The sequence below is a fragment of the Acidovorax sp. LjRoot66 genome (assembly GCF_964253305.1).
In the GTDB taxonomy this organism is placed as follows: domain Bacteria; phylum Pseudomonadota; class Gammaproteobacteria; order Burkholderiales; family Burkholderiaceae_C; genus Acidovorax.
This window is the reverse complement of the sequence record NZ_CAXUQU020000001.1, coordinates 864,309-885,928: the sequence shown is the minus strand read 5'-3', so window position 1 is coordinate 885,928 and position 21,620 is coordinate 864,309. Positions and strand designations below refer to the sequence as shown.

The window sequence follows — 21,620 nt, the reverse complement described above, 5'->3', positions numbered from 1 at the left end:
TGACTCTTTCCTTTTCCGCTTAGGAGCGTTCCAGCTCGATATCAAGGCCCAGCGAGCGGATTTCCTTGACCAGCACATTGAACGATTCCGGCATGCCGGCTTCGATCGCGTGTTCGCCCTTGACGATGGACTCGTACACCTTGGTACGACCGACCACGTCGTCGGACTTGACGGTGAGCATTTCCTGCAGGACGTAGGCTGCACCGTAGGCTTCCAGCGCCCACACTTCCATTTCCCCGAAACGCTGGCCACCGAACTGGGCCTTGCCGCCCAGCGGCTGCTGCGTGACCAGGGAGTACGGGCCCGTGGAACGGGCATGCATCTTGTCGTCCACCAAGTGGTGCAGCTTCAGGTAGTGCATGTAGCCGATGGTGGTGGGACGCTCGAAGCGGTCACCCGTGCGGCCATCGTGCAGGTAAGCCTGCGTGCGCGTGGGCGTCAGGCCCTTGCGCTCGGCGATGTCGTCGGGGTAGGCCAGCTTGAGCATGTCCATGATTTCTTCTTCCGAAGCACCATCGAACACCGGGGTCGCGTAAGGCACGCCAGCGGTCAGATGCCCGGCCATGGCCAGCACGTCTTCGTCGGTCAGCTGCGACAGGTCTTCCTTGCGGCCGCGGGAGTTGTACACCTCTTCGAGGAAGGTACGCATCTCGGAGGCCTTGGCTTCCTGCTGCAGCATGTCGCCGATGCGCTGCCCAATGCCCTTGCCGGCCCAGCCCAGATGGACTTCGAGCACCTGCCCGATGTTCATCCGCGAAGGCACGCCCAGCGGGTTCAGCACGATGTCGGCAGGGGTGCCGTCGGCCATGTAGGGCATGTCTTCGACCGGAACGATCTTGGACACCACACCCTTGTTGCCGTGGCGGCCGGCCATCTTGTCACCAGGCTGCAGGCGGCGCTTGACGGCCAGGTAGACCTTGACCATCTTGAGCACGCCAGCGGGCAGCTCGTCGCCTTGCGTGAGCTTCTTGCGCTTTTCCTCGAAAGACAGGTCGAAGCTGTGGCGCGTCTGCTCCAGGGCGTTCTTGATGCTTTCGAGCTGGGTGGCGACTTCGTCTTCCGCAGGGCGGATGTCGAACCAGTGGAACTTCTCGACCGAAGCCAGGTAGGCCTTGTCGATCTTCGTGCCCTTGGCCAGCTTCTGCGGGCCGCCATTGGCCACGCGGCCATTGAGCAGCTTCTCGATACGGTCGAAGGCGTCGGCCTCGACGATGCGCAGCTGGTCGTTCAGGTCCAGGCGGAAGCGCTTGAGTTCATCGTCGATGATCTGCTGGGCGCGCTTGTCGCGCTGGATCCCTTCGCGGGTGAACACCTGCACGTCGATCACGGTGCCTTGCGAGCCCTGGTCCACGCGCAGCGAGGTGTCCTTCACGTCGGAAGCCTTCTCGCCGAAGATGGCGCGCAAGAGCTTCTCTTCAGGCGTGAGGGTGGTCTCGCCCTTGGGCGTGACCTTGCCCACCAGCGTATCACCGGGTTGCACTTCGGCGCCCACGTAGATGATGCCGGACTCGTCCAGGCGGTTCAGTTGCTGTTCCGACAGGTTCGGAATGTCGCGCGTGATTTCTTCCGCACCGAGCTTCGTGTCGCGGGCCATGACCACCAGTTCCTCGATGTGGATCGAGGTGTAGCGGTCTTCGGACACCACGCGTTCGGAGATCAGGATCGAATCTTCGAAGTTGTAGCCGTTCCATGGCATGAAGGCGATCAGCATGTTCTGGCCGATGGCGATTTCGCCGAAGTCCGTCGATGCGCCGTCGGCAATCACGTCACCCTTGACCAGCATGTCGCCCTTCTTGACGATGGGGCGCTGGTGGATGTTGGTGTTCTGGTTGGAACGCTGGTACTTGATGAGGTTGTAGATGTCCACACCCACTTCACCGGCAACGGCTTCCACGTCGTTCACGCGCACCACGATGCGCGTGGCATCCACGTAGTCCACGATACCGCCACGGGTGGCTGTGACCACGGTGCCGGAGTCGACAGCGGCCACACGCTCGATACCCGTGCCCACCAGGGGCTTCTCGGGGCGCAGCACGGGCACGGCCTGGCGCGACATGTTGGCGCCCATCAGCGCGCGGTTCGCATCATCGTGCTCCAGGAACGGAACCAGCGATGCAGCCACCGACACGATCTGTGCGGGCGACACGTCCATGTACTGCACGCGGTCTGCGCCGCACAGGATGGATTCACCCTTTTCACGGGCAGACACCAGGTCGCCCGTCAGGCGGCCGTCCTTGTCGAGCAGGGCGTTGGCCTGCGCGATCACGTACTTGCCTTCTTCGATGGCCGACAGGTAGTCGATCTCGTTCGTGACCTTGGCGTCCACCACGCGGCGGTACGGGGTTTCGATGAAACCGTACTCGTTCAGGCGGGCGTACAGGGCCAGCGAATTGATCAGCCCGATGTTCGGGCCTTCAGGCGTTTCGATAGGGCAGACGCGGCCGTAATGGGTCACGTGCACGTCGCGCACTTCGAAGCCTGCGCGTTCGCGGGTCAGACCACCCGGGCCCAGTGCGGAAACACGGCGCTTGTGCGTGATTTCGGCGAGCGGGTTGGTCTGGTCCATGAACTGCGACAGCTGCGAGGCACCGAAGAATTCCTTCAGCGCGGCCGAGATCGGCTTGCTGTTGATCAGGTCGTGGGGCATCAGCGGCTCTTGCTCGGCCTGGCCCAGACGCTCCTTCACAGCCTTCTCGATACGTGCCAGGCCGGTGCGGTACTGGTTTTCGGCCAGTTCGCCCACGCAGCGCACGCGGCGGTTGCCCAGGTGATCGATGTCATCGACTTCGCCATTGCCGTTGCGCAGGTCCACCAGGATCTTGACCACGGCCAGGATGTCCTCGTTGGACAGCACCATGGGGCCGGTGGATTCGTCGCGGCCGATCTTGGCGTTGAACTTCATGCGGCCCACTCGCGACAGGTCGTACGTGTCCGGGTTGTAGAACAGGCGCTGGAACAGGGCCTGCACGGCGTCTTCGGTTGGCGGCTCGCCGGGGCGCATCATGCGGTAGATGGCCACGCGGGCAGCGAACTCGTCCACCGTTTCGTCGATGCGCAGGGTCTGCGACATGTACGCGCCCTGGTCGAGTTCATTGGTGTAGATGCACTGCACGTCCTGGATGCCGGCCACGCGCAGCTTCTTGAGCAGCGCTTCGGTCAGCTCGTCGTTGGCCTTGGCGATGATTTCACCGGTGTCCGTATCGACGATGTTGCGGGCCACCACGCGGCCGATCAGGAAGTCTTCGGGCACGCTGATGTGCGTGGTGCCGGACTGTTCCAGTTCACGGGTGTGGCGTGCGGTGACGCGCTTGTCCTTGGCGACCACGACCTTGCCCGACTTGTCGGTGATGTCGAAACGCGCGACTTCGCCGCGCAGGCGCTCGGACACGAATTCCATCTGCGCACCGCTGTCCATGATGCGGAAGTTGTCGTTCACGAAGAAGTTCGCGAGGATGGACTCGGGGTTCAGGCCGATGGCCTTGAGCAGAATCGTGACCGGCATCTTGCGGCGACGGTCCACGCGGAAATACAGGATGTCCTTCGGGTCGAATTCGAAGTCCAGCCAGGAGCCGCGGTAGGGGATGATGCGCGCGGAGAACAGCAGCTTGCCCGAGCTGTGCGTCTTGCCCTTGTCGTGTTCGAAGAACACGCCAGGCGAGCGGTGCAGCTGCGAAACGATCACGCGTTCCGTGCCGTTGATGATGAAGGAGCCCTTTTCGGTCATCAGGGGCACTTCGCCCATGTAGACCTCTTGTTCCTTGACTTCCTTGACCACCTTGGACTGCGACGTCGAGGACTCGCGGTCATAGATGATGAGCTGCACCTTGGCGCGCACGGCCGATGCGAAGGTCAGACCACGGGTCTGGCACTCGCGCACGTCGAAAGCCGGCTTGGCAAGGTTGTACTCGATGAACTTCATCTCCACAAAACCGTTGTGCGAGACGATGGGGAAGGCAGCGTCAAAGGCAGCCTGCAGACCTTCAATGGTGCGTTTTTGCGGTGCTTTATCAGCCTGCAGGAAGGCGGTGTATGCGTCCTTCTGCATCTGCAGCAGATAAGGAACTTCCAGCACGCTGTCGCGGCTGCCGAAACTTTTGCGGATTCGCTTGCGTTCGGTATAGGAATAGGCCATGAGATCTCCGGGCAAAGACATGAGTCCTGGGTCTTCGACGACTGACCCGCAAAGGCTCTCCTCCTTGCGGGCTTGGCGGTTGGCCACTACCAACCATGGCGGACGGCGATGCGTTGCACATCACCCGAACCAAGGTATCTTCTGCTGTCGGGGTTGTCAGAAGACACTCGAAAACCGCTTTATGGGTGCGGCTTTCGGGTGCGCTCTGAAAGCACCAAAGGCTGGAGGCCCGCGAGGAGCACTCCAGCCCTTGAAGGGGACTGAATTACTTCAGTTCAGCCTTGGCACCGGCTTCCACCAGCTTCTTGACTGCTGCTTCGGCGTCGGCCTTGGCAATAGCTTCCTTGACGTTCTTTGGAGCGCCGTCCACCAGGTCCTTGGCTTCCTTGAGGCCCAGGCCGGTGATTTCGCGCACAGCCTTGATCACGGAAACCTTGTTGGCGCCGGCTTCGAGCAGGACCACGTTGAATTCCGTTTGCTCTTCAGCTGCTGCAGCACCGCCGCCGCCGCCGCCGGCAGCAGGAGCTGCCATGGCAGCTGCGCTCACGCCAAACTTCTCTTCAATGGCCTTCACCAGGTCATTGAGTTCCAGAACCGTCATGCTGTCCAGAGCGGTCAAAAATGCGTCTTTATCGAATGCCATTTTTATTTCCTAACAATTTTGTTGGTTATCCATCGGGCCATCAGGCCGCGACAGGTTCGGCGGCCGGTACGGCAGCGCCTTCGCCTTTTTTGGCCGCCAGCGCGCCCAGCACAACGGCCGTACGCGACATGGGGGACATAAGCAAGCCACAAATCTGAGCCAACAGGACTTCCTTGGAAGGAATGTTGGCCAGTTGCTTAACGCCGTTGACATCCAGGGCTTTGCCACCGAAAGCGCCACCGCGAATCACCAGCTTGTCGTTGGTCTTCGCGAAATCGGCCACCACCTTGGCGGCGGCCACAGCGTCTTCGGAGAAGCCGTAGATCAGCGGGCCGGTCATCTGGTCAGCCACCACGTCAAATGCGCTGCCTGCTACAGCACGGCGGGCCAGGGTGTTCTTCAGAACACTCAAGGTCACGCCCTTGCTGCGAGCATCAACACGCAGTTTGGTCATGTCGGCGACCGTGATGCCACGGTATTCCGCGATCACAAGCGTTTGAGCTTTAGCGGCGAGGCTGGTCACTTCACTGATGACCGCTTCTTTCTCACTGCGATTAAGACTCAAGGTCTACTCCTTAAAATGCGCACTCGGCGGTTGCCTCGTGCACGCTCTTGTTGCAGCGACCAACTGTTCAGGAAAGTTTTCCATCTGCAGCGGGATCGCCATCTGCGTTGGCGTCTCTGTGTCTTTAAGCGCGACGGGATCGCGCACCAACGGTCTTGGATGGCCTGTGGCTACCGAAGCAGCCTCAGCCCACCACATCGGGCCTGCCCGTGAAGGCGGGTCCGAAGATTTCTTGCAATTACGCTGCGATGGTCTGCGTATCCACGCGGACACCCAGGCCCATCGTGGAAGACACTGCCACCTTGCGCAGGTACACACCCTTGCTGGTTGCAGGCTTGGCCTTGGTCAGGGCTTCGATCAGTGCAGCCAGGTTGCCTTGCAGCTTGTCGTTGTCGAACGAGCGGCGGCCGATCGTGCTGTGCACGATACCGGCCTTGTCGACGCGGAACTGCACTTGACCTGCCTTGGCGTTCTTCACAGCCGTAGCGACGTCAGGCGTCACGGTGCCCACCTTGGGGTTGGGCATCAGGCCACGTGGGCCCAGGATCTGGCCCAGCGTACCCACGACGCGCATGGCATCAGGGGCAGCGATCACCACGTCGAAGGGCATGTCGCCGGCCTTGACCATGGCGGCCAGGTCGTCCATACCGACGATGTCGGCACCAGCAGCCTTGGCTTCTTCAGCCTTGGCGCCCTGGGCGAACACAGCCACGCGGGTCGTCTTGCCGGTACCGTTGGGCAGCACCACGGCGCCGCGAACCACCTGGTCGGACTTCTTGGCATCGATGCCAAGCTGAACGGCCACATCGATGGATTCGTCGAACTTGGCCGTAGCGGCTTCCTTCACGATCACGACTGCATCGGCGAATGCGTACAGCTTGTTGCTGTCGACTTTGCCTTGCAGGGCTTTTTGCTTCTTGGTCAGCTTGGCCATATTACAAACCCTCCACCGTCACGCCCATCGAGCGTGCAGAGCCAGCCAGCGTGCGCACAGCGGCGGCTACGTTGGCGGCGTTCATGTCCTTCATCTTGGTCTTGGCGATCTCTTCGAGCTGTTCGCGCGTGATCTTGCCGACCTTGGTCTTCAGCGGGTTCGCAGAACCCTTGTCGAGCTTGATGGCCTTCTTGATCAGGGTCGTCGCAGGCGGCGTCTTGATGATGAAGGTGAAGCTCTTGTCTGCGAAAGCCGTGATGACCACGGGCAATGGCAGGCCTGGCTCAACGCCTTGGGTCTGCGCATTGAATGCCTTGCAGAACTCCATGATGTTGAGACCACGTTGACCCAGTGCTGGGCCGATCGGTGGGGATGGATTGGCCTTACCAGCTGGAACTTGCAGCTTGATAAAACCGACGATTTTTTTCGCCATGCTTTACTCCTTGCGGGTGATAACGCCTTGGCCTTGCGGCCTGAGCTCCCCGGGGTTAACGACTCGACAACACTTTCATCCGCACCGAGCCGAAAGGTGCGGCATCCAAACCTTGAAGCTCAGGTCTTTTCAACCTGGCCGAATTCGAGCTCCACCGGGGTGGAGCGGCCGAAGATCATGACGGACACCCGTACACGGCTCTTCTCGTAATTGACTTCTTCCACCGAGCCATTGAAGTCGGTGAACGGGCCTTCCTTGACGCGCACCAGCTCGCCCACCATGAACTCCACCTTGTGGCGGGGCTTCTCGGTGCCTTCCTGCATCTGGCTGACGATCTTCTGCACTTCGTCTTCCGAGATGGGGGCGGGACGGTTCTTGGCACCGCCCACAAAACCCGTGACCTTGTTGGTGTGCTTCACCAAGTGCCAGGTATCGTCGTCCATGACCATTTCAACGAACACATAGCCCGGGAACAGGCGGCGCTCGGTGGTCTTGCGCTGGCCGTTCTTCATTTCCACGACTTCTTCGGTGGGAACGAGGATGCGGCCGAACTTGGTCTCCATGCCCGAACGGCCGATGCGCTCCACAATGTTGCGCTCGACCGCTTTTTCCATGCCCGAGTAGGCATGAACGATGTACCAGCGCAGATCGGGATTCGATGGCGCGGCGGGTGCCAGAGCCTCGGCTCCGGTGGTTTCCACAGGGGTGCTTGTCATGGCGTTACTTCCTCCAGCCCAAAACGAGGTCGTACAGAAGCCATTCGAGGGTCTTGTCGGTGAACCACAGGAAAAGCGCCATGATGACGACAAACGCAAACACGTAGGCCGTCATCTGCAAGGTTTCCTTGCGGGTGGGCCAGACGACCTTCTTGACTTCGCGCCAGGCTTCGCGCGCAAACGCGACAAACTGCCGGCCTGGCTCGGACACCAGGAACACGGCAGCGGCAGCAACCAGTCCGACGATCAATGCGGCCCACTGGGCAATCGCACCCTGCTTGCTCAGCAAGTAAAAGCCAGCGACCGATGCAATGACCAGCGCGGCCACAGCAGCAAGCTTGGCTTTGTCAGCACCGGTATTGACGGTTTCAACCTGGGAAGTGGCCATGTGTATTGTTTCCTGCTCCGATTCGCGGCGTCGCCCAAGACGCCGAAGCCCGCCAGGGTCTGGCGGGCTTGTTGGGGGCCACATTCAAGTGGCAGGGGCAGTAGGAATCGAACCTACAACCTTTGGTTTTGGAGACCAACGCTCTGCCAATTGAGCTATACCCCTATAACCTTATTAGGCGATGATCTTGGCCACGACGCCGGCGCCGACGGTACGACCGCCTTCACGGATGGCGAAGCGCAGGCCTTCTTCCATGGCGATGGGGTTGATCAGCTTCACAGTGATCGACACGTTGTCGCCTGGCATGACCATTTCCTTGTCCGCTGGCAGCTCGATGGCGCCGGTGACGTCGGTCGTGCGGAAGTAGAACTGGGGACGGTAGTTGTTGAAGAACGGGGTGTGGCGGCCGCCTTCGTCCTTGCTCAGCACATACACTTCAGCCGTGAAGTGGGTGTGTGGCTTGATCGAGCCGGGCTTGCACAGCACTTGGCCGCGTTCCACGTCTTCACGCTTGGTGCCGCGCAGCAGCAGGCCAACGTTGTCGCCAGCCTGGCCTTGGTCCAGCAGCTTGCGGAACATTTCCACGCCGGTGCAGGTGGTCTTGACGGTGTCCTTGATGCCGACGATTTCGATTTCTTCGCCGACCTTGACGATACCGCGCTCGATACGGCCGGTCACGACGGTGCCGCGGCCAGAGATCGAGAACACGTCTTCCACAGGCATCAGGAAGGCGCCGTCCACAGCGCGCTCTGGCGTGGGGATGTAGTTGTCCAGTGCGTCGGCCAGCTTCATGATGGCTTCTTCACCCAGGGCACCCTTGTCGCCTTCCAGGGCGAGCTTGGCGGAACCGCGGATGATCGGGGTGTCGTCGCCTGGGAAGTTGTATTTGTCCAGGAGTTCGCGCACTTCCATTTCGACGAGTTCAAGCAGCTCTTCGTCGTCAACCATGTCGCACTTGTTCAGGAACACGATGATGTAAGGAACACCCACCTGGCGGGCCAGCAGGATGTGCTCACGGGTCTGGGGCATGGGGCCGTCTGCGGCCGAGCACACCAGAATGGCGCCGTCCATCTGGGCTGCGCCGGTGATCATGTTCTTCACATAGTCGGCGTGGCCTGGGCAGTCCACGTGGGCGTAGTGGCGGTTGGCCGTTTCGTATTCCACGTGTGCGGTGTTGATCGTGATGCCGCGGGCCTTTTCTTCAGGTGCTGCGTCGATCTGGTCGTATGCCTTGGCTTCGCCGCCGAACTTGGAAGACAGCACCGTGGCGATGGCCGCCGTCAGGGTCGTCTTGCCATGGTCCACGTGGCCGATCGTGCCCACGTTGACGTGAGGCTTCGTGCGCTCGAATTTACCTTTTGCCATTTTTCCGACTCCGAAAAAAATCTACAACTACACAACAAGGTTTCGGCACAACCTGAAGCGGATGCACCAGAATTTTGGTGCCCATGGCGGGAATCGGACCCGCGACCTCTCCCTTACCAAGGGAGTGCTCTACCACTGAGCCACATGGGCAATTGAAACTGCTTTCGCAGCATCAAAAGACTTCTACTTCTCAACCAACCAGCAAACCGAACAATGGAGCGGGAGACGGGAATCGAACCCGCGTCATTAGCTTGGAAGGCTAGGGTTCTACCATTGAACTACTCCCGCACTGCCAACTGGCCCTGCGACCCCAGCCCCGCGAAGGACCTGCCGCAACCTGCTTTCATTTTCTTCTACTGGTGGAGGGGACTGGATTCGAACCAGTGTAGGCGTAAGCCAACAGATTTACAGTCTGCCCCCTTTAGCCACTCGGGCACCCCTCCGGAGAATTTCGAATTATAGCACTGAATTTTTGCACTTCGCAAAAGTGCCAGCCGAAAAATTCCAAACACTACTTTTCATCCCGAACATTCCGCCGCACTTCTTGCGAGAGCACCGGCGTTTTTGTCCGAGACTTCGATTCTATGCCACCCACGGATGCCCTGGCGCCAGCCTGAGGCTTTCTGCACCAAAAAAATACCACCCCTGCGCCGAGGTCCACACGGCCCTCTCGTCTCGCCGCCAGCGCCACAGAGCCGGCCAGCGACCTCGGGTGGCGATGGCACCCTGGCGCGGCGGGCGATCCTGCAGCACGGCAGCGAAGAGATGATGCGCTGGCAGCGCTACCGCAATCCCTTCTCGGTACTGCTGCCGGACATCGACCACTTCAAGGCCGTCAATGACCAGCATGGGCATCTGGTGGGAGACCGGGTGCTGGCGGAAACCGAGGCTCCCGCCGCCTGATGCACATGCACATGCACATTCCCATGCCCGGGCAGGCCGGCGAGCGCCGCGCCCTGCCGCCGTGGCATGCCTACCTCATCTGCGGTCATCCACCACATTGAACTCGAAGCGGAACTGCACCGCCACTTTCTCGGGCAGCGTGACCACGACACGCGTCTCCTGCGGATGAAGCACCGTGCTGCCATCGGCCACGACAGCGCCGTGGGCCACGGTCAGCACCTCGTCCTTGCTGGTCGCGGTGCGGCGCGTGGCCTCCCAGCCAAACTGCCCTGGCCGCAGCTTCTGGCGCTGCACCCAGGCCCAGATCTTCACGATCTCGGCATCCACCTCGGCCTGCAGGGCCCGTGGTGTCTGGGCCTGGCCGGAAAACTCGTAACGGTCCTCACGGAGGACCCATTTGAATAGCAGATGCGACATGGGGGGAGAAGATGTTGTTCCAGGGTTGTGCCGCAGCCATCGACATCAGCACTATGGCGCGGCCTTTGCAGGCGGCATCAGGAACGAAGGCAATGGATGGAAAGTGGCGGCACGGCAATGCACCAGGCACCTGGCCCGGCGGCACTCGGCACGAACAGGGGCCGACAAGGCCCGGCACCGAAGACGCGAAGCCACACCAAGGCAAGCATGGGCGCGCTGCGCAGCGCTGCGGTCAGGTGGAGGGAGCACGCTCGCGTGTACATCCAGGTTCATTCCGGAAGATGGTGGTGCGGCTGGCGGGGATCGAACCCACGACCCTTGGCTTCGGAGGCCAATACTCTATCCACTGAGCTACAGCCGCATGCGTGTAGCTTTGGATTATCGCATGCAGCAGGACCCCTCCAGCACAAGCGGGGCCCGCCCACCGTTCACAGCCTGTCCGCAGCCGGCGCCGGCGCCCCGAGCCGCAGGCCCAGGCCGGAGATGAAGGCATCGGTGCAGACCCGGCCGATGCCGACGAGATCGAACACCCCGTTGGAGAGGATCCAGTTCTGGATCAGGCCATCGAACAGCGCGTGCAGCCCCATAGCCGCGCCCATCGGCGATACCGGCATGGCCGCGTGCTGGGCCTGGGCCGCCAGCTCGAAATCACGGGCCAGTTGGCGGATGAACCCATCACTGGCAGCCAGGTGGCGCTCGCGCACCGCCACCAGCTCGCCCACATATTCCACCTTGTGCATGGCGATCTCGAACACCCGGCGGGTGCGCTCGTCCGAGGCCACGCTCTCCAGCACCAGGGCCATCACGGCACGCAGGCGCTGCAGCGGATCGGGGCAGACGCTGGCCTCGAACTCGCCATAGCCCTGCTCCAGCGGCAGCGTCACCCGGTCCATCATGGCATTGAAGAGGTCGACCTTGTCCTTGAAGTGCCAATAGATGGCGCCCCGGGTCGTGCCGGCGGCCAGGGCAATGTCGCTCAAGGAGGCGCGGGAGACGCCCTTGTCGTAAAACACCTTTTCCGCTGCGTCGATCAGGCCGTTGCGGGTGGCAATCGCGTCCTCTTTGGTTCTGCGCACCATGGGTACAGCCTCTCATTCCGTGCAAATTCGCGGGCGGCCAGGGGTGGACGCCGCCTCTATTATACATCCATGGTTGTATGTATAATTGTCCATCTATTGGTAGAAACTCTTAGTCGCCGACGCAAATTGCTGGTCGGCGGTGCCTGCCGTGACCATACCGTTGATGCCCAACACAAGGACTCCCATGCCTCGCCTGCGTGACCCCTCTCCCCGCATTGCGCGCGTCCCTGCCCTGCAGCGGATGCTGCCAGTGGCCGCCCTGTGCGCCGTTGCCGTCTTTCTCGCCGCGTGCGGCAAGGCCGATGCCCCGGCCGCAGCCGGCGGCGCCCCCAAGATGCCTCCCGTCGAAGTGGGCGTGGTGGTTGCCACCCCAGGCGACGTGGGCCTGATCACCGAGCTGCCCGGCCGGGTGGAAGCGTCGCGCGTTGCCCAGGTGCGCGCACGGGCCGCCGGCATCCTGCTGCAGCGCCAGTTCCGCGAAGGCAGCGACGTGAAGGCGGGCCAGCCCCTGTTCCGCATCGACCCGGCCACCTACGCGGCGGCCGCCGACAGTGCCAAGGCCAGCCTGGCCAAGGCCGAGGCCAATCTGGCGCAGGCCACGGCCACGGTGGAACGCTACCGCCCACTGGTCGCCGCCAACGCCATCAGCAAGCAGGATTTCGTGAACGCCGAGGCCACCCAGAAGCAGGCCCAGGCCGATGTGGAGGCCGGCCGCGCCGCCACACGCACGGCGGGCATCAACCTGGGCTACGCCAGCGTGACGGCGCCCATCTCCGGGCGCATCGGCCGTGCCCTGGTGACCGAAGGCGCGCTGGTGGGCCAGGGTGAAGCCACGCCGCTGGCCATCATCCAGCAGATCGATCCGGTGTACGTGAACTTCACCCAGTCGGCCACCGATGTGTTCCAGCTGCGCCGTGCCATGGAAAACGGCCAGCTCAAGCGCGCGGGCGGCGAAGCGGCCAGCGTGAAGCTGCTGCTCAGCGATGGCTCGGCGTACGCACACCCCGGCAAGCTGCTGTTCTCGGACCTGTCGGTCGATGCCAGCACCGGCCAGGTCACGCTGCGCGCCGAAGTGCCCAACCCCAAGGGCGAGCTGCTGCCTGGCCTGTACCTGCGCGTGCAGATCGAGCAGGCCCAGGCCAGCAATGCCATCACCCTGCCACAGCAGGCCGTGACGCGCACCCAGCAGGGTGACACGGTGAGCGTGGTCGGCGACGACGGCAAGATCAGCCCGCGCAGCGTGAAGATCAGCGCTGCGCAGAACAACCGCTGGGTGGTGCTCGATGGTCTGAAGGCCGGCGAGAAGGTCATGGTCGACGGCTTCCAGAAGCTGCAGATGCTGCCCCCGGGCACGCCCGTGAAACCCGTCCCATGGCAGGCTGCCGGCGCCGCGCCAGCAGCGGCCCCTGCCGCCGCCGCAGCGTCCGACGCGGCACCCGCCGCCTCCGCAGCCGCATCGAAGCCATAAGGGGCATCCATGGCCAAGTTCTTTATCGACCGCCCGATCTTCGCGTGGGTGATCGCGCTGTTCATCATGGTGATGGGCGGCGTGGCGATCACGCAGTTGCCGATCGCGCAGTACCCGCCGGTGGCACCGCCATCGATCGTCATCAACGCCGCCTACCCCGGCGCATCGGCGCAGACGCTGGAGGACAGCGTGCTGTCCGTCATCGAACGCGAGATGAACGGCTCACCCGGCCTGATCTACATGGAGTCCGTGGCCCAGGCCGATGGCTCCGGCAGCATCACGCTGAGTTTCCAGCCCGGCACCAATGCCGAGCTGGCGCAGGTGGACGTGCAGAACCGCCTCTCGCGCGCTTCTCCTCGGCTGCCCTCGGCCGTGACGCAGCAGGGCGTGCGCGTGGACAAGTCGCGCTCCAACTTCCTGTTGTTCACGATGCTCTCGTCGACCAACCCAAAGATGGACACCGTGGCCCTGGGCGACTACGCCTCGCGCAACATCGTGCCAGAGTTGCAGCGCCTGACCGGCATCGGCCAGGCCCAGCTGTTCGGCACCGAGCGCTCCATGCGCATCTGGATCGACCCGGCCAAGATGGTCAGCTTCAACCTGTCATCGGCGGAGATCACGGCCGCCATTCGCGCACAGAACGCGCAGGTGGCCAGCGGCACCATCGGTGACCTGCCCAATGTGGCCGGCCAAGGCATCGCCGCCACGGTGGTGGTCAACGGCCAGCTGTCCAGCGTCGAGCAATTCGGCGCCATTGTGCTGCGCGCCAACCCCGACGGCTCCACCGTGCGCCTGAAGGACGTGGCGCGTGTGGAACTCGGTGGCCAGGCCTACTCCACCTCGGCACGCCTGAACGGCAAGCCCGCCGTCGGTATCGGTGTGCAGTTGACCCCGAGCGGCAATGCGCTGGAGGCTGCCAAGGCCGTGCGTGTGAAGATGGACGAACTGGCACGCTTCTTCCCCGAAGGCACGGAATGGAGCATTCCCTACGACAGCTCGCGCTTCGTGGACATCTCCATCACCCAGGTGGCCATCACGCTGCTGGAAGCCGTGGCCCTGGTGTTCCTGGTAATGTTCCTGTTCCTGCAGAACTGGCGCTACACCATCATCCCAACCATCGTGGTACCCATCGCCCTGCTGGGCACGTTCGCCACGCTGCTGGCCCTGGGCTTCTCGATCAACGTGCTGACCATGTTCGGCATGGTGCTGGTGATCGGTATCGTGGTGGACGATGCCATCGTGGTGGTGGAAAACGTCGAACGCATCATGAGCGAGGAAGGCCTGCCGCCGCTGGAAGCCACCCGCAAGGCCATGCGCCAGATCTCGGGCGCCATCATCGGCGTGACCGTAGTGCTGATCTCGGTGTTCGTGCCGCTGGCCTTCTTTGCAGGCTCCACCGGCAACATTTACCGCCAGTTTTCGGCGGTGATGGTGACCTCCATCGCATTCTCGGCTTTCATGGCGCTGTCGCTCACGCCAGCCCTGTGCGCCACACTGCTCAAGCCGGTGGAAGCCGGCCACCACCATGAAAAGAGCGGCTTCTTCGGCTGGTTCAACCGCGGTTTCTCACGCACCGCCAAGGGCTATGAAGGCGTGGTATCGCGCATCCTCAAAAAGGCCGCGCGCTACCTGATCATCTACGCCGCCATCGTCGGGGCCGTGGCGGTCGTTTACATGCGCCTGCCCACTTCGTTCCTGCCAGGTGAAGACCAGGGCAACATCATCGTCAACGTGCAGCTGCCGCCAGGCGCCACGCAGGAGCGAACGCTGGCCGTGATGCAGCAGGTCGAGGAATTCATCCTCAAGCAGCCCGAGGTGCAGAGCATGGTCGGCGTGCTGGGCTTCAGCTTCTCAGGCCAGGGCCAGAACGCGGCGCTCGCCTTCGTGACCTTGAAGGACTGGAAGGAACGCCACGCCCCCGGCCAGTCGGCCCAGGACCTGGCCGGCCGCGCCTTCGGCGGGCTGATGGGCATCCGCGATGCCTTCATCTACCCGCTGAGCCCGCCCCCCATTCCCGAGCTGGGCAATGCCAGCGGCTTCTCGTTCCGCCTGCAGGACCGCAGCGGCGCCGGGCACGAAGCGCTGATCAACGCCCGCAACCAGTTGCTGGGCATGGCATCGCAGAGCAAGGTGATCACCCAGGTGCGCCCCGACGGCCTGGAAGACGCGCCGCAGCTGCAGATCGATATCGACCGCGACAAGGCCAACGCACTGGGCGTACCGTTCGACGCGATCAACTCGGCCCTGTCCACGGCCCTGGGCTCCACCTACGTGAACGACTTCCCGAACCAGGGCCGTCTGCAGCGCGTGGTGGTGCAGGCCGATGCACCGGCACGCATGCAACCCGACGATCTGCTCAAGATCAACGCCACCAACAGCCAGGGCAAGCCCGTACCGCTGTCGGCCTTTGCCAGCACCCGCTGGATCAAGGGCGCGCAGCAGACGGTGCGCTACAACGGCTACCCTGCTGCGCGCATCTCGGGTTCGCCCGCGCCCGGCATGAGCACCGGCGCAGCCATGGCCGAGATGGAAAAGCTCGCGGCCCAGTTGCCCGCAGGCTTTGGCTACGAGTGGACGGGCCAGTCCCGCGAAGAAAAGCTCGCCGGCTCGCAGTCGCTGATCCTGTACAGCTTCGCCATCCTGGCGGTGTTCCTGTGCCTGGCCGCACTGTACGAGAGCTGGTCGATCCCGCTGGCCGTGATCCTGGTCGTGCCGCTCGGCGTGCTGGGCGTGCTGCTGGCCACCCTGCTGCGCGGCTACGCGAACGACGTGTACTTCCAGGTGGGGCTGATCACCATCATCGGCCTGTCCGCCAAGAACGCCATCCTGATCATCGAGTTCGCCAAGGACCTGCAGGCGCAGGGCAAGGGCGTGATCGAGTCGGCACTGGCCGCAGCCCACTTGCGCTTTCGGCCCATCGTGATGACCTCCCTCGCCTTCGGCTTGGGCGTGGTGCCACTGGTCATCGCCTCGGGCGCGGGCTCGGCGAGCCAGCGTGCCATCGGTACCGGCGTGCTCGGCGGCATGATCACCGGCACGGCGCTGGCCGTGTTCTTCGTGCCCGTGTTCTTCGTGGTGGTGCGCGGCCTGTTCAAGGGCAGCGCACGCCAGCAGGAGATGAACCGCCGCCATGCAGAAGAAGCAGGAGTTGGAACCCATGACTGATCGACGTACCCCCATGCCCCTGGCTGTGGCCGCCGCTGTGGCGCTGCTGCTCTCCGGCTGCTCTTTGATTCCCACGTACGAGCGCCCCGCAGCGCCCGTGCCCGGCACCTACCAGGCGGGCACGGCCACGCCTGCCGGTGCTGCCACCGCAGCCGCCGTGCCGTGGAAGGACTACTTCGCCGACCCGCGCCTGCAGACCCTGATCGGCGCAGCGCTGGCCAACAACCGCGACCTGCGCGTGGCCGCGCTCAACATCGAGCAGGCGCGTGCACAGTTCCAGATCCGCCGGGCCGACCAGTTCCCCAGCGTGGGCCTGGGTGTCAACGCCAGCCGGGGGCCCTCGGCCTCCAATGGCGACCTGACCAACTCGTTCAGCGTGGGCCTGGCCCTTTCGGCCTGGGAGATCGACTTCTTCGGCCGCATCGCCAGCCTCAAGGAACAGGCGCTGGCGCAGTACCTGGCCAGCGAGGAAGGCCGCAACGCCGCCCAGGTCAGCCTGGTGGCCGCCGTTGCCAACGGCTGGCTCACGCTGCTGGCCGACGAAGAGCTGCTCAAGCTCTCGCGCCGCACTCTGACTTCGCGCGAGGAATCGGTGCGCCTCACGCGCCTGCGCCTGGATGCCGGCGTGGCCTCAGAACTCGACTTCCGCCAGGCAGAATCGCTGACGCAGGCCGCACGCGCCACCCTGGCGCAACAGCAGCGCCAGCGTGCGCTGGACGAAAACGCGCTGGCCCTGCTGCTGGGCCAGCCGGTGCCGGCCGACGTGCTGGCCAGCCTGGCGGGCAGCACGCTGGCCAATGCGCCGGCCATGTCCGCCCTGCCTGCCGGCCTGCCGTCGGAGCTGCTCACGCAGCGCCCCGACATCCGCCAGGCCGAACAGCAGTTGATCGCGGCCAACGCCAACATCGGCGCTGCGCGCGCTGCGTTCTTCCCCCGCATCTCGCTGACGGCGCAGGCCGGCACGGCCAGCGGCGAGCTCTCGGGCCTGTTCAAGAGCGGCTCCTGGGGCTTCACCCTCGCGCCGTCGCTGCTGCTGCCGATCTTCGACGCGGGCCGCAACCAGGCCAACCTGCAGAGTTCGCAGGCCTCGCGCAGCATTGCTGTGGCGCAGTACGAGAAGGCCATCCAGACGGCGTTCCGCGAAGTGTCCGACGCGCTGGCCGGCCAGTCCACCCTGGCCGAGCAGTCCGATGCCCAGCAGCGCCAGGCCGAGGCCGAGGAAGCGCGCCTGCGCCTGGCCGACCTGCGCTACCGCAACGGCGTCTCCAGCTACCTGGACCTGCTCGATGCCGAGCGCTCCCTGTTCGCCACCCAGCAGGGTGTGGTGCAGGTGCGACTGGCCCAGCTGCAGAACCAGGTGCTGCTGTACAAGGCCCTGGGCGGCGGCGGTACGGCCGCCCCGGTGGCGGCGGGCTCCTGAGCCCCGTCGGGCGGCCACTGCCTGTGGCAGTGGGCCGCCCGGAAATGTTTTCTGTGCCTTTCAACGCGCAGGTCGCGCGCGCTTCAGGGCCCGGGGGCCCCGGCAGATATAATTGAAGGTTGATTGCATCAAAGCCCCACGATAAACCCGAGGAAGTCATGAGCGACACCCACCACGAAGAAGCCCATACCGGCCCGATCAAGAACCCCAAGCAGTTGCTGATCGCGGTACTTGCCTCGTTTGTGATTCCGATTTTTGCCATCATTGGCCTGGTCCTGTACGTCACCTCGGACAACAAGCCGGCGGCCGGCGCGGTGGACACCCAGAAAGCGACCGCCGCGCGCATCCAGAAGGTAGGCATGGTCGAAGTGCGCGACGCCAACCGGCCGCTGGCCAATGGCGAAGCGGTCTACAAGGCCCAATGCGCCGCCTGCCACGCCACGGGTGCAGCAGGGGCACCGAAGTTTGGCGATGCCGCCGCCTGGGGCCCTCGCATCGTTGCCGGCCTGGACGCGCTGGTGAATTCGGCGCTCAAAGGCAAGGGTGCCATGGCGCCGCAAGGAGGTGGCGATTTCAGCGACACCGAGATTGCGCGCGCCGCGGCCTTCATGGCCAATGCCGGTGGTGCCAAGTTCCAAGAACCTGCAGCCCCCGCGGCGGCGGCTTCCGCTGCAGGTGACGGAGCATCGGCCGCAATGGCGCCAGCGTCTGGCGCATCGCAATAAGCGAACTGCGCGCGCCAAGCAAAAGCCGACCCTGCGAGGTCGGCTTTTTTGTGGGAAATCAGGCAGCGGTGGCGTGCCGCGCTGCCGGGCTGGGCACGAAGCCATAGCGGGCCGGCAGTTCCTCGGCCTGCACCTCCACCGGCGTCCAGCGCCCCTGCTCCACCGCGTCGGCGGCCAGTCCCACATCCAGGGTGTGCACGAGGCCCAGGCCCAGGGGCGTGGCCAGGTAGACACGGCCTTGCGCATCGAGCAGGCATTGCTCCACGGTCGTGGGCTTGCCGGTGTGGGAGGTCACCGATCCATCGGCCGCCAGGCGCCAGACCAGCGGTGTGGCTTCGAGCTCCACATACACGCGCTGCGGCCCGTTCTGGAAGAACCACTGCCCTGCTTCGTCGGCTTCGTAGTTGCGGTGGATGAAGTCGATCAGCTTTTCGTGCTGCAGCAGCGAGCCCTTGGCCTGTGGAAACGGGCCGACGGCCTGCGTCCTGTCGTCGCGCATGTACCAGCGCCCGCGCGCATCCAGCCCCAGCCAGCCGTAGCAGTCGGGCACGTTGGGCCATTTGGCCAAGGCCTGTTTGACGATGTCATCCATGCCGCGATTGTGCCCCCGCGCCAGGATCTTCCGTGTCAGCCTGCGCCGCGAGCCAGGCGCCCACGGTGTCCGGCATGGCGCGCACATGGCCGGGCAGGCGCCCCTTGGCAAAGCCCACGTGGCCGCCATGCGCGGGCTGCCAGAGGGTGACGCACGGGCCCACCTCGCTCACACTGGGCAGGCTGCTGGCCGGAACGAAGGGGTCGTTGCGCGCATTCACCACCAGGGCCGGGATGCGGATGCGGTGCAGCAGCGGCTTGGCCGAAGCCCGCAGCCAGTAGTCCTCGGTGTTGCGAAAGCCATGCACCGGCGCGGTGAAGACGTTGTCGAATTCATACAGGTCGCGCGCCGCCAGCAGGGCCTGGCGGTCGAACAGGCCCGGGTGCTGCGCCAGCTTCTGCAAGGCCTTGGGGACCAGACTGCGCATGAACATGCGGGTGTAGACCTGCCGATTGAAGCCACGCCCGATGGCATGCCCACCGGCGGCCAGGTCGATGGGCGAGCACACCGCCGCCACGGCATCGGCACTGCGGCCGGCCTCCTCGCCCACCTCGGCGGCCCAGCGCAGGAGCGCATTGCCCCCGAGCGACACGCCTGCCGCCATCAGCGGGCCTTTGTGGCCAGCACGCAGGCGCTGCAGCATCCAGCCGATCTCGGCATGGTCACCCGAGTGGTAGGCGCGCGGGGCCCGGTTGATCTCGCCGCTGCAGCCACGGAAATGCGGCAACGCGCAGGCCCAGCCGCGCTCGCGCGCAAGGTCGGCAAAGGCCTCGCTGTAGTGGCTGCGCGAGGAGCCTTCGAGGCCGTGGAACACCACCAGCAGCGGGCGCTTCGTGCCCGGTGCCACCCCATCGTCCAGGAAGTCCACATCCACGAAATCGCCATCGGGCGTGGCCCAGCGCTCGCGCCGGTACCGCGGTGATGCGCCGAAGGCACGGCGCGAGTACAGCGCGGGCCAGATGGTCTGCAGTTGCCCGCCGGGCAGCCACCGTGGCGCCGTGTATTGCAGGGAGTGCATAGAGTGCAGCGTCAATGCAGCACCGGCTGCTGCGCCTGCATGGCCTGTACGTCCTCCGCCACGCCCGCGCTGGCGTGGTGCACCACCAGGCGCCAGCCCTGCGGGGTCTTGTGGTACACGTTGGTGGCAATCACGATGGCGCGGTGCATGCCGTCGGGCAACATCACCTCCACATGCTCGGCCACGCTGTGCACGGCGCTGGTCAGCGCCTGCACGCGGCGCACCTGCGTCGGCCGGGCACGCACCGTGCCGTTGGCAAACATGGCCTCGAACGCCGTGCGGATGGCGCCCGCCCCTACGAGCCGGGGGCCACCCGGGTGCACGCAGACGATGTCCTCTTCATCCGCCCAGCACGACATCAGCAGTTCGATGTCGCCCCGCTGGAGTGCGTCGTAAAAAGCGGCTTCGGTCTCGTCCGAAGAACCGCCCTGGGTGGCTGCGGTGGGTCGTGCACGTGGCATGGGCAAAAAAGGGGGTGGTGGGCGTGAGCCTATTGTGCGCGGTCCGCTGCCGCAGCGGATGGACCGGCATGGAACCGCCGTGGACAGCCTCTGCTCGACCCCCACCATCGTCCCGATTTTCGCTACGGGTTTTCATGTACCCAGACCCGGGAAGCGCCCGCTCGTTCCACTGAGGCTCGGGTAAACCCTTCAAAGTTCCTTCGGCATTGTTTCCAATACTGGAACAGTCAGTTCGCGACTGGGTGGTTTTTCTTTGATCACCTGCGGCGTACAGTTCAACCCATCGATGAGCCGAACCCGCAAGGCGACTCACCGAACCCGGTTCAGAGTTGTTTTTGCTCCGGTTTTTTTGAGTCACTTTTTTCTTCCAAGGATTTCATCATGAACACGACCGCACGCTTCCTCTCCATCGCCGCTGTTGCCGCTTTCGCTTCTTTCGGCGCTTACGCCGACGAAGCCGATGCTTCGCAATTCGCCACCAAGTTCGAAACCAACCGCACCCGCGCCGAAGTGGCCGCTGAAGCCGCTACCGTGGCCCAGACCCGCAGCATCGAACCCGCTGGTTCGCGTGTCGTGACGTACAAGTCCACCGCCGACCGCGCTGCCGTGCGTGCCCAGGCTGCCGATGCCGTGCGCACCGGCCAGATCTCTTCCGGCGAAATCGGCGCTCTGTAAGCCGCCCCGGATTGAACTGACCCCTGCCCCATCAAATTAATCAAAGAATCGAGATCACCATGAACAAGACCGCACGTTTCCTCTCCATCGCCGCCGTGGCTGCTTTCTCCGCTTTCGGTGCCCACGCTGACGAAGCCGACAGCTCGCAGTTCGCCCTGAAGTTCGACACGAACCGCACCCGCGCTGAAGTGGCTGCTGAAGCCGCTACCGTGGCACAGACCCGCAGCCTGGAACCCGCTGGTTCGCGCGTCGTGACCTACAAGTCCACGGCTGACCGTGCTGCCGTGCGTGCAGCAGCCGCAGAAGCTGTGCGCCTGGGCCAGATCCCTTCGGGCGAAATCAGCGCCCTGTAATTTGCAAGGCAACGGGGCTGCAGACCGCACTGCCGCCACCCTGCACAAGCCGAGATCTCGCAAGAGGCCTCGGCTTTTTTCATGGGCAATCGCACGGGCAGCGGCAAGTGACTGCTCACCCTGGGGCCCGGTCACAATGCACAGGCCAGCAACTTGTCTCCATGCCCT

At 64.0% G+C, this 21,620-nt stretch carries 20 protein-coding genes and 5 tRNA genes; 7 read left to right on the top strand and 18 right to left on the bottom strand.

The genetic code is table 11. The annotated features are described in order from the left end of the window. Positions 1-19: 19 nt before the first annotated feature. From rpoB to ACSQ3Y_RS04125, 12 genes are all read right to left on the bottom strand, one after another. Positions 20-4,132: a DNA-directed RNA polymerase subunit beta gene (gene rpoB, locus ACSQ3Y_RS04180; protein WP_057199795.1), complete on the bottom strand. Its 4,113-nt coding sequence runs from the start codon at positions 4,130-4,132 to the stop codon at positions 20-22. Between the two features lie 265 nt (positions 4,133-4,397). Continuing rightward, the gene (gene rplL / locus ACSQ3Y_RS04175; protein WP_057199794.1) at positions 4,398-4,775 is read right to left on the bottom strand and encodes a 50S ribosomal protein L7/L12; all 378 of its coding nucleotides are present in this window, start codon (positions 4,773-4,775) and stop codon (positions 4,398-4,400) included. Between the two features lie 40 nt (positions 4,776-4,815). Beyond that, complete coding sequence (gene rplJ, locus ACSQ3Y_RS04170; RefSeq protein ID WP_057199793.1) at positions 4,816-5,340, bottom strand: 50S ribosomal protein L10; 525 nt, start codon at positions 5,338-5,340, stop codon at positions 4,816-4,818. A gap of 238 nt (positions 5,341-5,578) precedes the next feature. After that, positions 5,579-6,274, bottom strand: coding sequence for a 50S ribosomal protein L1 (gene rplA, locus ACSQ3Y_RS04165; protein ID WP_057199792.1), 696 nt, complete (start codon positions 6,272-6,274; stop codon positions 5,579-5,581). 1 nt (position 6,275) lies between these two features. Then, complete coding sequence (gene rplK, locus ACSQ3Y_RS04160) at positions 6,276-6,707, bottom strand: 50S ribosomal protein L11 (protein ID WP_057199791.1); 432 nt, start codon at positions 6,705-6,707, stop codon at positions 6,276-6,278. Positions 6,708-6,826: 119 nt separating this feature from the next. After that, entirely contained in the window at positions 6,827-7,423 is a 597-nt protein-coding gene (gene nusG / locus ACSQ3Y_RS04155; RefSeq protein ID WP_057199790.1) for a transcription termination/antitermination protein NusG, read from the bottom strand. Between the two features lie 4 nt (positions 7,424-7,427). Then, positions 7,428-7,811: a preprotein translocase subunit SecE gene (secE, locus tag ACSQ3Y_RS04150; RefSeq protein WP_057199789.1), complete on the bottom strand. Its 384-nt coding sequence runs from the start codon at positions 7,809-7,811 to the stop codon at positions 7,428-7,430. Positions 7,812-7,900: 89 nt separating this feature from the next. After that, positions 7,901-7,976: transfer RNA gene (locus ACSQ3Y_RS04145), tRNA-Trp, on the bottom strand. A gap of 9 nt (positions 7,977-7,985) precedes the next feature. Next, positions 7,986-9,176 carry an elongation factor Tu gene (gene tuf / locus ACSQ3Y_RS04140; protein WP_179682390.1) on the bottom strand — a complete coding sequence of 397 codons (1,191 nt, stop codon included), beginning with the start codon at positions 9,174-9,176 and terminating at the stop codon, positions 7,986-7,988. A gap of 75 nt (positions 9,177-9,251) precedes the next feature. Further along, positions 9,252-9,326 (bottom strand) — tRNA-Thr (locus tag ACSQ3Y_RS04135). A 64-nt stretch (positions 9,327-9,390) separates the two neighbouring features. Further along, a tRNA-Gly gene (locus ACSQ3Y_RS04130) sits at positions 9,391-9,464 on the bottom strand. Positions 9,465-9,533: 69 nt separating this feature from the next. Then, positions 9,534-9,619: transfer RNA gene (locus tag ACSQ3Y_RS04125), tRNA-Tyr, on the bottom strand. A gap of 154 nt (positions 9,620-9,773) precedes the next feature. Between ACSQ3Y_RS04125 and ACSQ3Y_RS04120 the strand changes: the two genes are divergently transcribed. Beyond that, the gene (locus ACSQ3Y_RS04120) at positions 9,774-10,079 is read left to right on the top strand and encodes a diguanylate cyclase (protein ID WP_082604273.1); all 306 of its coding nucleotides are present in this window, start codon (positions 9,774-9,776) and stop codon (positions 10,077-10,079) included. A 75-nt stretch (positions 10,080-10,154) separates the two neighbouring features. On the opposite strand, the gene ACSQ3Y_RS04115 is transcribed toward ACSQ3Y_RS04120, so the two are convergent. From ACSQ3Y_RS04115 to ACSQ3Y_RS04105, 3 genes are all read right to left on the bottom strand, one after another. Beyond that, complete coding sequence (locus ACSQ3Y_RS04115; RefSeq protein WP_057203543.1) at positions 10,155-10,496, bottom strand: hypothetical protein; 342 nt, start codon at positions 10,494-10,496, stop codon at positions 10,155-10,157. A gap of 285 nt (positions 10,497-10,781) precedes the next feature. Continuing rightward, positions 10,782-10,857, bottom strand: a tRNA-Arg gene (locus tag ACSQ3Y_RS04110). Positions 10,858-10,924: 67 nt separating this feature from the next. Continuing rightward, positions 10,925-11,575 carry a TetR family transcriptional regulator gene (locus tag ACSQ3Y_RS04105; protein ID WP_436176516.1) on the bottom strand — a complete coding sequence of 217 codons (651 nt, stop codon included), beginning with the start codon at positions 11,573-11,575 and terminating at the stop codon, positions 10,925-10,927. A gap of 163 nt (positions 11,576-11,738) precedes the next feature. Here ACSQ3Y_RS04105 and ACSQ3Y_RS04100 point away from each other — a divergent pair, with 163 nt between their 5' ends. From ACSQ3Y_RS04100 to ACSQ3Y_RS04085, 4 genes are all read left to right on the top strand, one after another. Further along, positions 11,739-13,043, top strand: coding sequence for an efflux RND transporter periplasmic adaptor subunit (locus tag ACSQ3Y_RS04100; protein WP_428002740.1), 1,305 nt, complete (start codon positions 11,739-11,741; stop codon positions 13,041-13,043). 9 nt (positions 13,044-13,052) lie between these two features. Beyond that, complete coding sequence (locus ACSQ3Y_RS04095) at positions 13,053-16,208, top strand: efflux RND transporter permease subunit (protein ID WP_436176515.1); 3,156 nt, start codon at positions 13,053-13,055, stop codon at positions 16,206-16,208. Next, positions 16,201-17,628: an efflux transporter outer membrane subunit gene (locus ACSQ3Y_RS04090; RefSeq protein WP_436176514.1), complete on the top strand. Its 1,428-nt coding sequence runs from the start codon at positions 16,201-16,203 to the stop codon at positions 17,626-17,628. Before ACSQ3Y_RS04095 ends, ACSQ3Y_RS04090 begins: the two co-directional genes overlap by 8 nt. A 158-nt stretch (positions 17,629-17,786) precedes the next feature. After that, positions 17,787-18,353 (top strand): c-type cytochrome, encoded by a 567-nt coding sequence (locus ACSQ3Y_RS04085; protein ID WP_436176513.1) that lies wholly within the window; start codon positions 17,787-17,789, stop codon positions 18,351-18,353. Positions 18,354-18,411: 58 nt separating this feature from the next. On the opposite strand, the gene ACSQ3Y_RS04080 is transcribed toward ACSQ3Y_RS04085, so the two are convergent. From ACSQ3Y_RS04080 to ACSQ3Y_RS04070, 3 genes are read right to left on the bottom strand one after another with little or no spacing between them, the layout of a single operon-like run. Next, entirely contained in the window at positions 18,412-18,945 is a 534-nt protein-coding gene (locus ACSQ3Y_RS04080; protein WP_057265549.1) for a DUF2946 family protein, read from the bottom strand. Then, the gene (locus ACSQ3Y_RS04075; protein WP_200961136.1) at positions 18,938-19,963 is read right to left on the bottom strand and encodes a YheT family hydrolase; all 1,026 of its coding nucleotides are present in this window, start codon (positions 19,961-19,963) and stop codon (positions 18,938-18,940) included. The genes ACSQ3Y_RS04080 and ACSQ3Y_RS04075 overlap by 8 nt, the downstream gene beginning before the upstream one ends. 11 nt (positions 19,964-19,974) lie before the next feature. Next, positions 19,975-20,424 (bottom strand): YybH family protein, encoded by a 450-nt coding sequence (locus tag ACSQ3Y_RS04070; protein ID WP_436176512.1) that lies wholly within the window; start codon positions 20,422-20,424, stop codon positions 19,975-19,977. A gap of 381 nt (positions 20,425-20,805) precedes the next feature. On the opposite strand from ACSQ3Y_RS04070, the gene ACSQ3Y_RS04065 reads away from it, so the two are divergent. After that, the gene (locus tag ACSQ3Y_RS04065) at positions 20,806-21,099 is read left to right on the top strand and encodes a hypothetical protein (protein WP_007857805.1); all 294 of its coding nucleotides are present in this window, start codon (positions 20,806-20,808) and stop codon (positions 21,097-21,099) included. 59 nt (positions 21,100-21,158) lie between these two features. Then, positions 21,159-21,452 (top strand): DUF4148 domain-containing protein, encoded by a 294-nt coding sequence (locus tag ACSQ3Y_RS04060; protein WP_436176511.1) that lies wholly within the window; start codon positions 21,159-21,161, stop codon positions 21,450-21,452. The last annotated feature ends 168 nt before the right edge of the window (positions 21,453-21,620 follow it).

Coding starts and splice junctions, on each gene's coding strand:
- rpoB (WP_057199795.1), bottom strand. CDS start 4,132: ATGGCCTATTCCTATACCGAACGCAAGCGAATCCGCAAAAGTTTCGGC.
- rplL (WP_057199794.1), bottom strand. CDS start 4,775: ATGGCATTCGATAAAGACGCATTTTTGACCGCTCTGGACAGCATGACG.
- rplA (WP_057199792.1), bottom strand. CDS start 6,274: ATGGCCAAGCTGACCAAGAAGCAAAAAGCCCTGCAAGGCAAAGTCGAC.
- rplK (WP_057199791.1), bottom strand. CDS start 6,707: ATGGCGAAAAAAATCGTCGGTTTTATCAAGCTGCAAGTTCCAGCTGGT.
- nusG (WP_057199790.1), bottom strand. CDS start 7,423: ATGACAAGCACCCCTGTGGAAACCACCGGAGCCGAGGCTCTGGCACCC.
- secE (WP_057199789.1), bottom strand. CDS start 7,811: ATGGCCACTTCCCAGGTTGAAACCGTCAATACCGGTGCTGACAAAGCC.
- tuf (WP_179682390.1), bottom strand. CDS start 9,176: ATGGCAAAAGGTAAATTCGAGCGCACGAAGCCTCACGTCAACGTGGGC.
- ACSQ3Y_RS04120 (WP_082604273.1), top strand. CDS start 9,774: ATGCCCTGGCGCCAGCCTGAGGCTTTCTGCACCAAAAAAATACCACCC.
- ACSQ3Y_RS04115 (WP_057203543.1), bottom strand. CDS start 10,496: ATGTCGCATCTGCTATTCAAATGGGTCCTCCGTGAGGACCGTTACGAG.
- ACSQ3Y_RS04105 (WP_436176516.1), bottom strand. CDS start 11,575: ATGGTGCGCAGAACCAAAGAGGACGCGATTGCCACCCGCAACGGCCTG.
- ACSQ3Y_RS04100 (WP_428002740.1), top strand. CDS start 11,739: ATGCCCAACACAAGGACTCCCATGCCTCGCCTGCGTGACCCCTCTCCC.
- ACSQ3Y_RS04095 (WP_436176515.1), top strand. CDS start 13,053: ATGGCCAAGTTCTTTATCGACCGCCCGATCTTCGCGTGGGTGATCGCG.
- ACSQ3Y_RS04090 (WP_436176514.1), top strand. CDS start 16,201: ATGACTGATCGACGTACCCCCATGCCCCTGGCTGTGGCCGCCGCTGTG.
- ACSQ3Y_RS04085 (WP_436176513.1), top strand. CDS start 17,787: ATGAGCGACACCCACCACGAAGAAGCCCATACCGGCCCGATCAAGAAC.
- ACSQ3Y_RS04080 (WP_057265549.1), bottom strand. CDS start 18,945: ATGGATGACATCGTCAAACAGGCCTTGGCCAAATGGCCCAACGTGCCC.
- ACSQ3Y_RS04075 (WP_200961136.1), bottom strand. CDS start 19,963: ATGCACTCCCTGCAATACACGGCGCCACGGTGGCTGCCCGGCGGGCAA.
- ACSQ3Y_RS04070 (WP_436176512.1), bottom strand. CDS start 20,424: ATGCCACGTGCACGACCCACCGCAGCCACCCAGGGCGGTTCTTCGGAC.
- ACSQ3Y_RS04065 (WP_007857805.1), top strand. CDS start 20,806: ATGAACACGACCGCACGCTTCCTCTCCATCGCCGCTGTTGCCGCTTTC.
- ACSQ3Y_RS04060 (WP_436176511.1), top strand. CDS start 21,159: ATGAACAAGACCGCACGTTTCCTCTCCATCGCCGCCGTGGCTGCTTTC.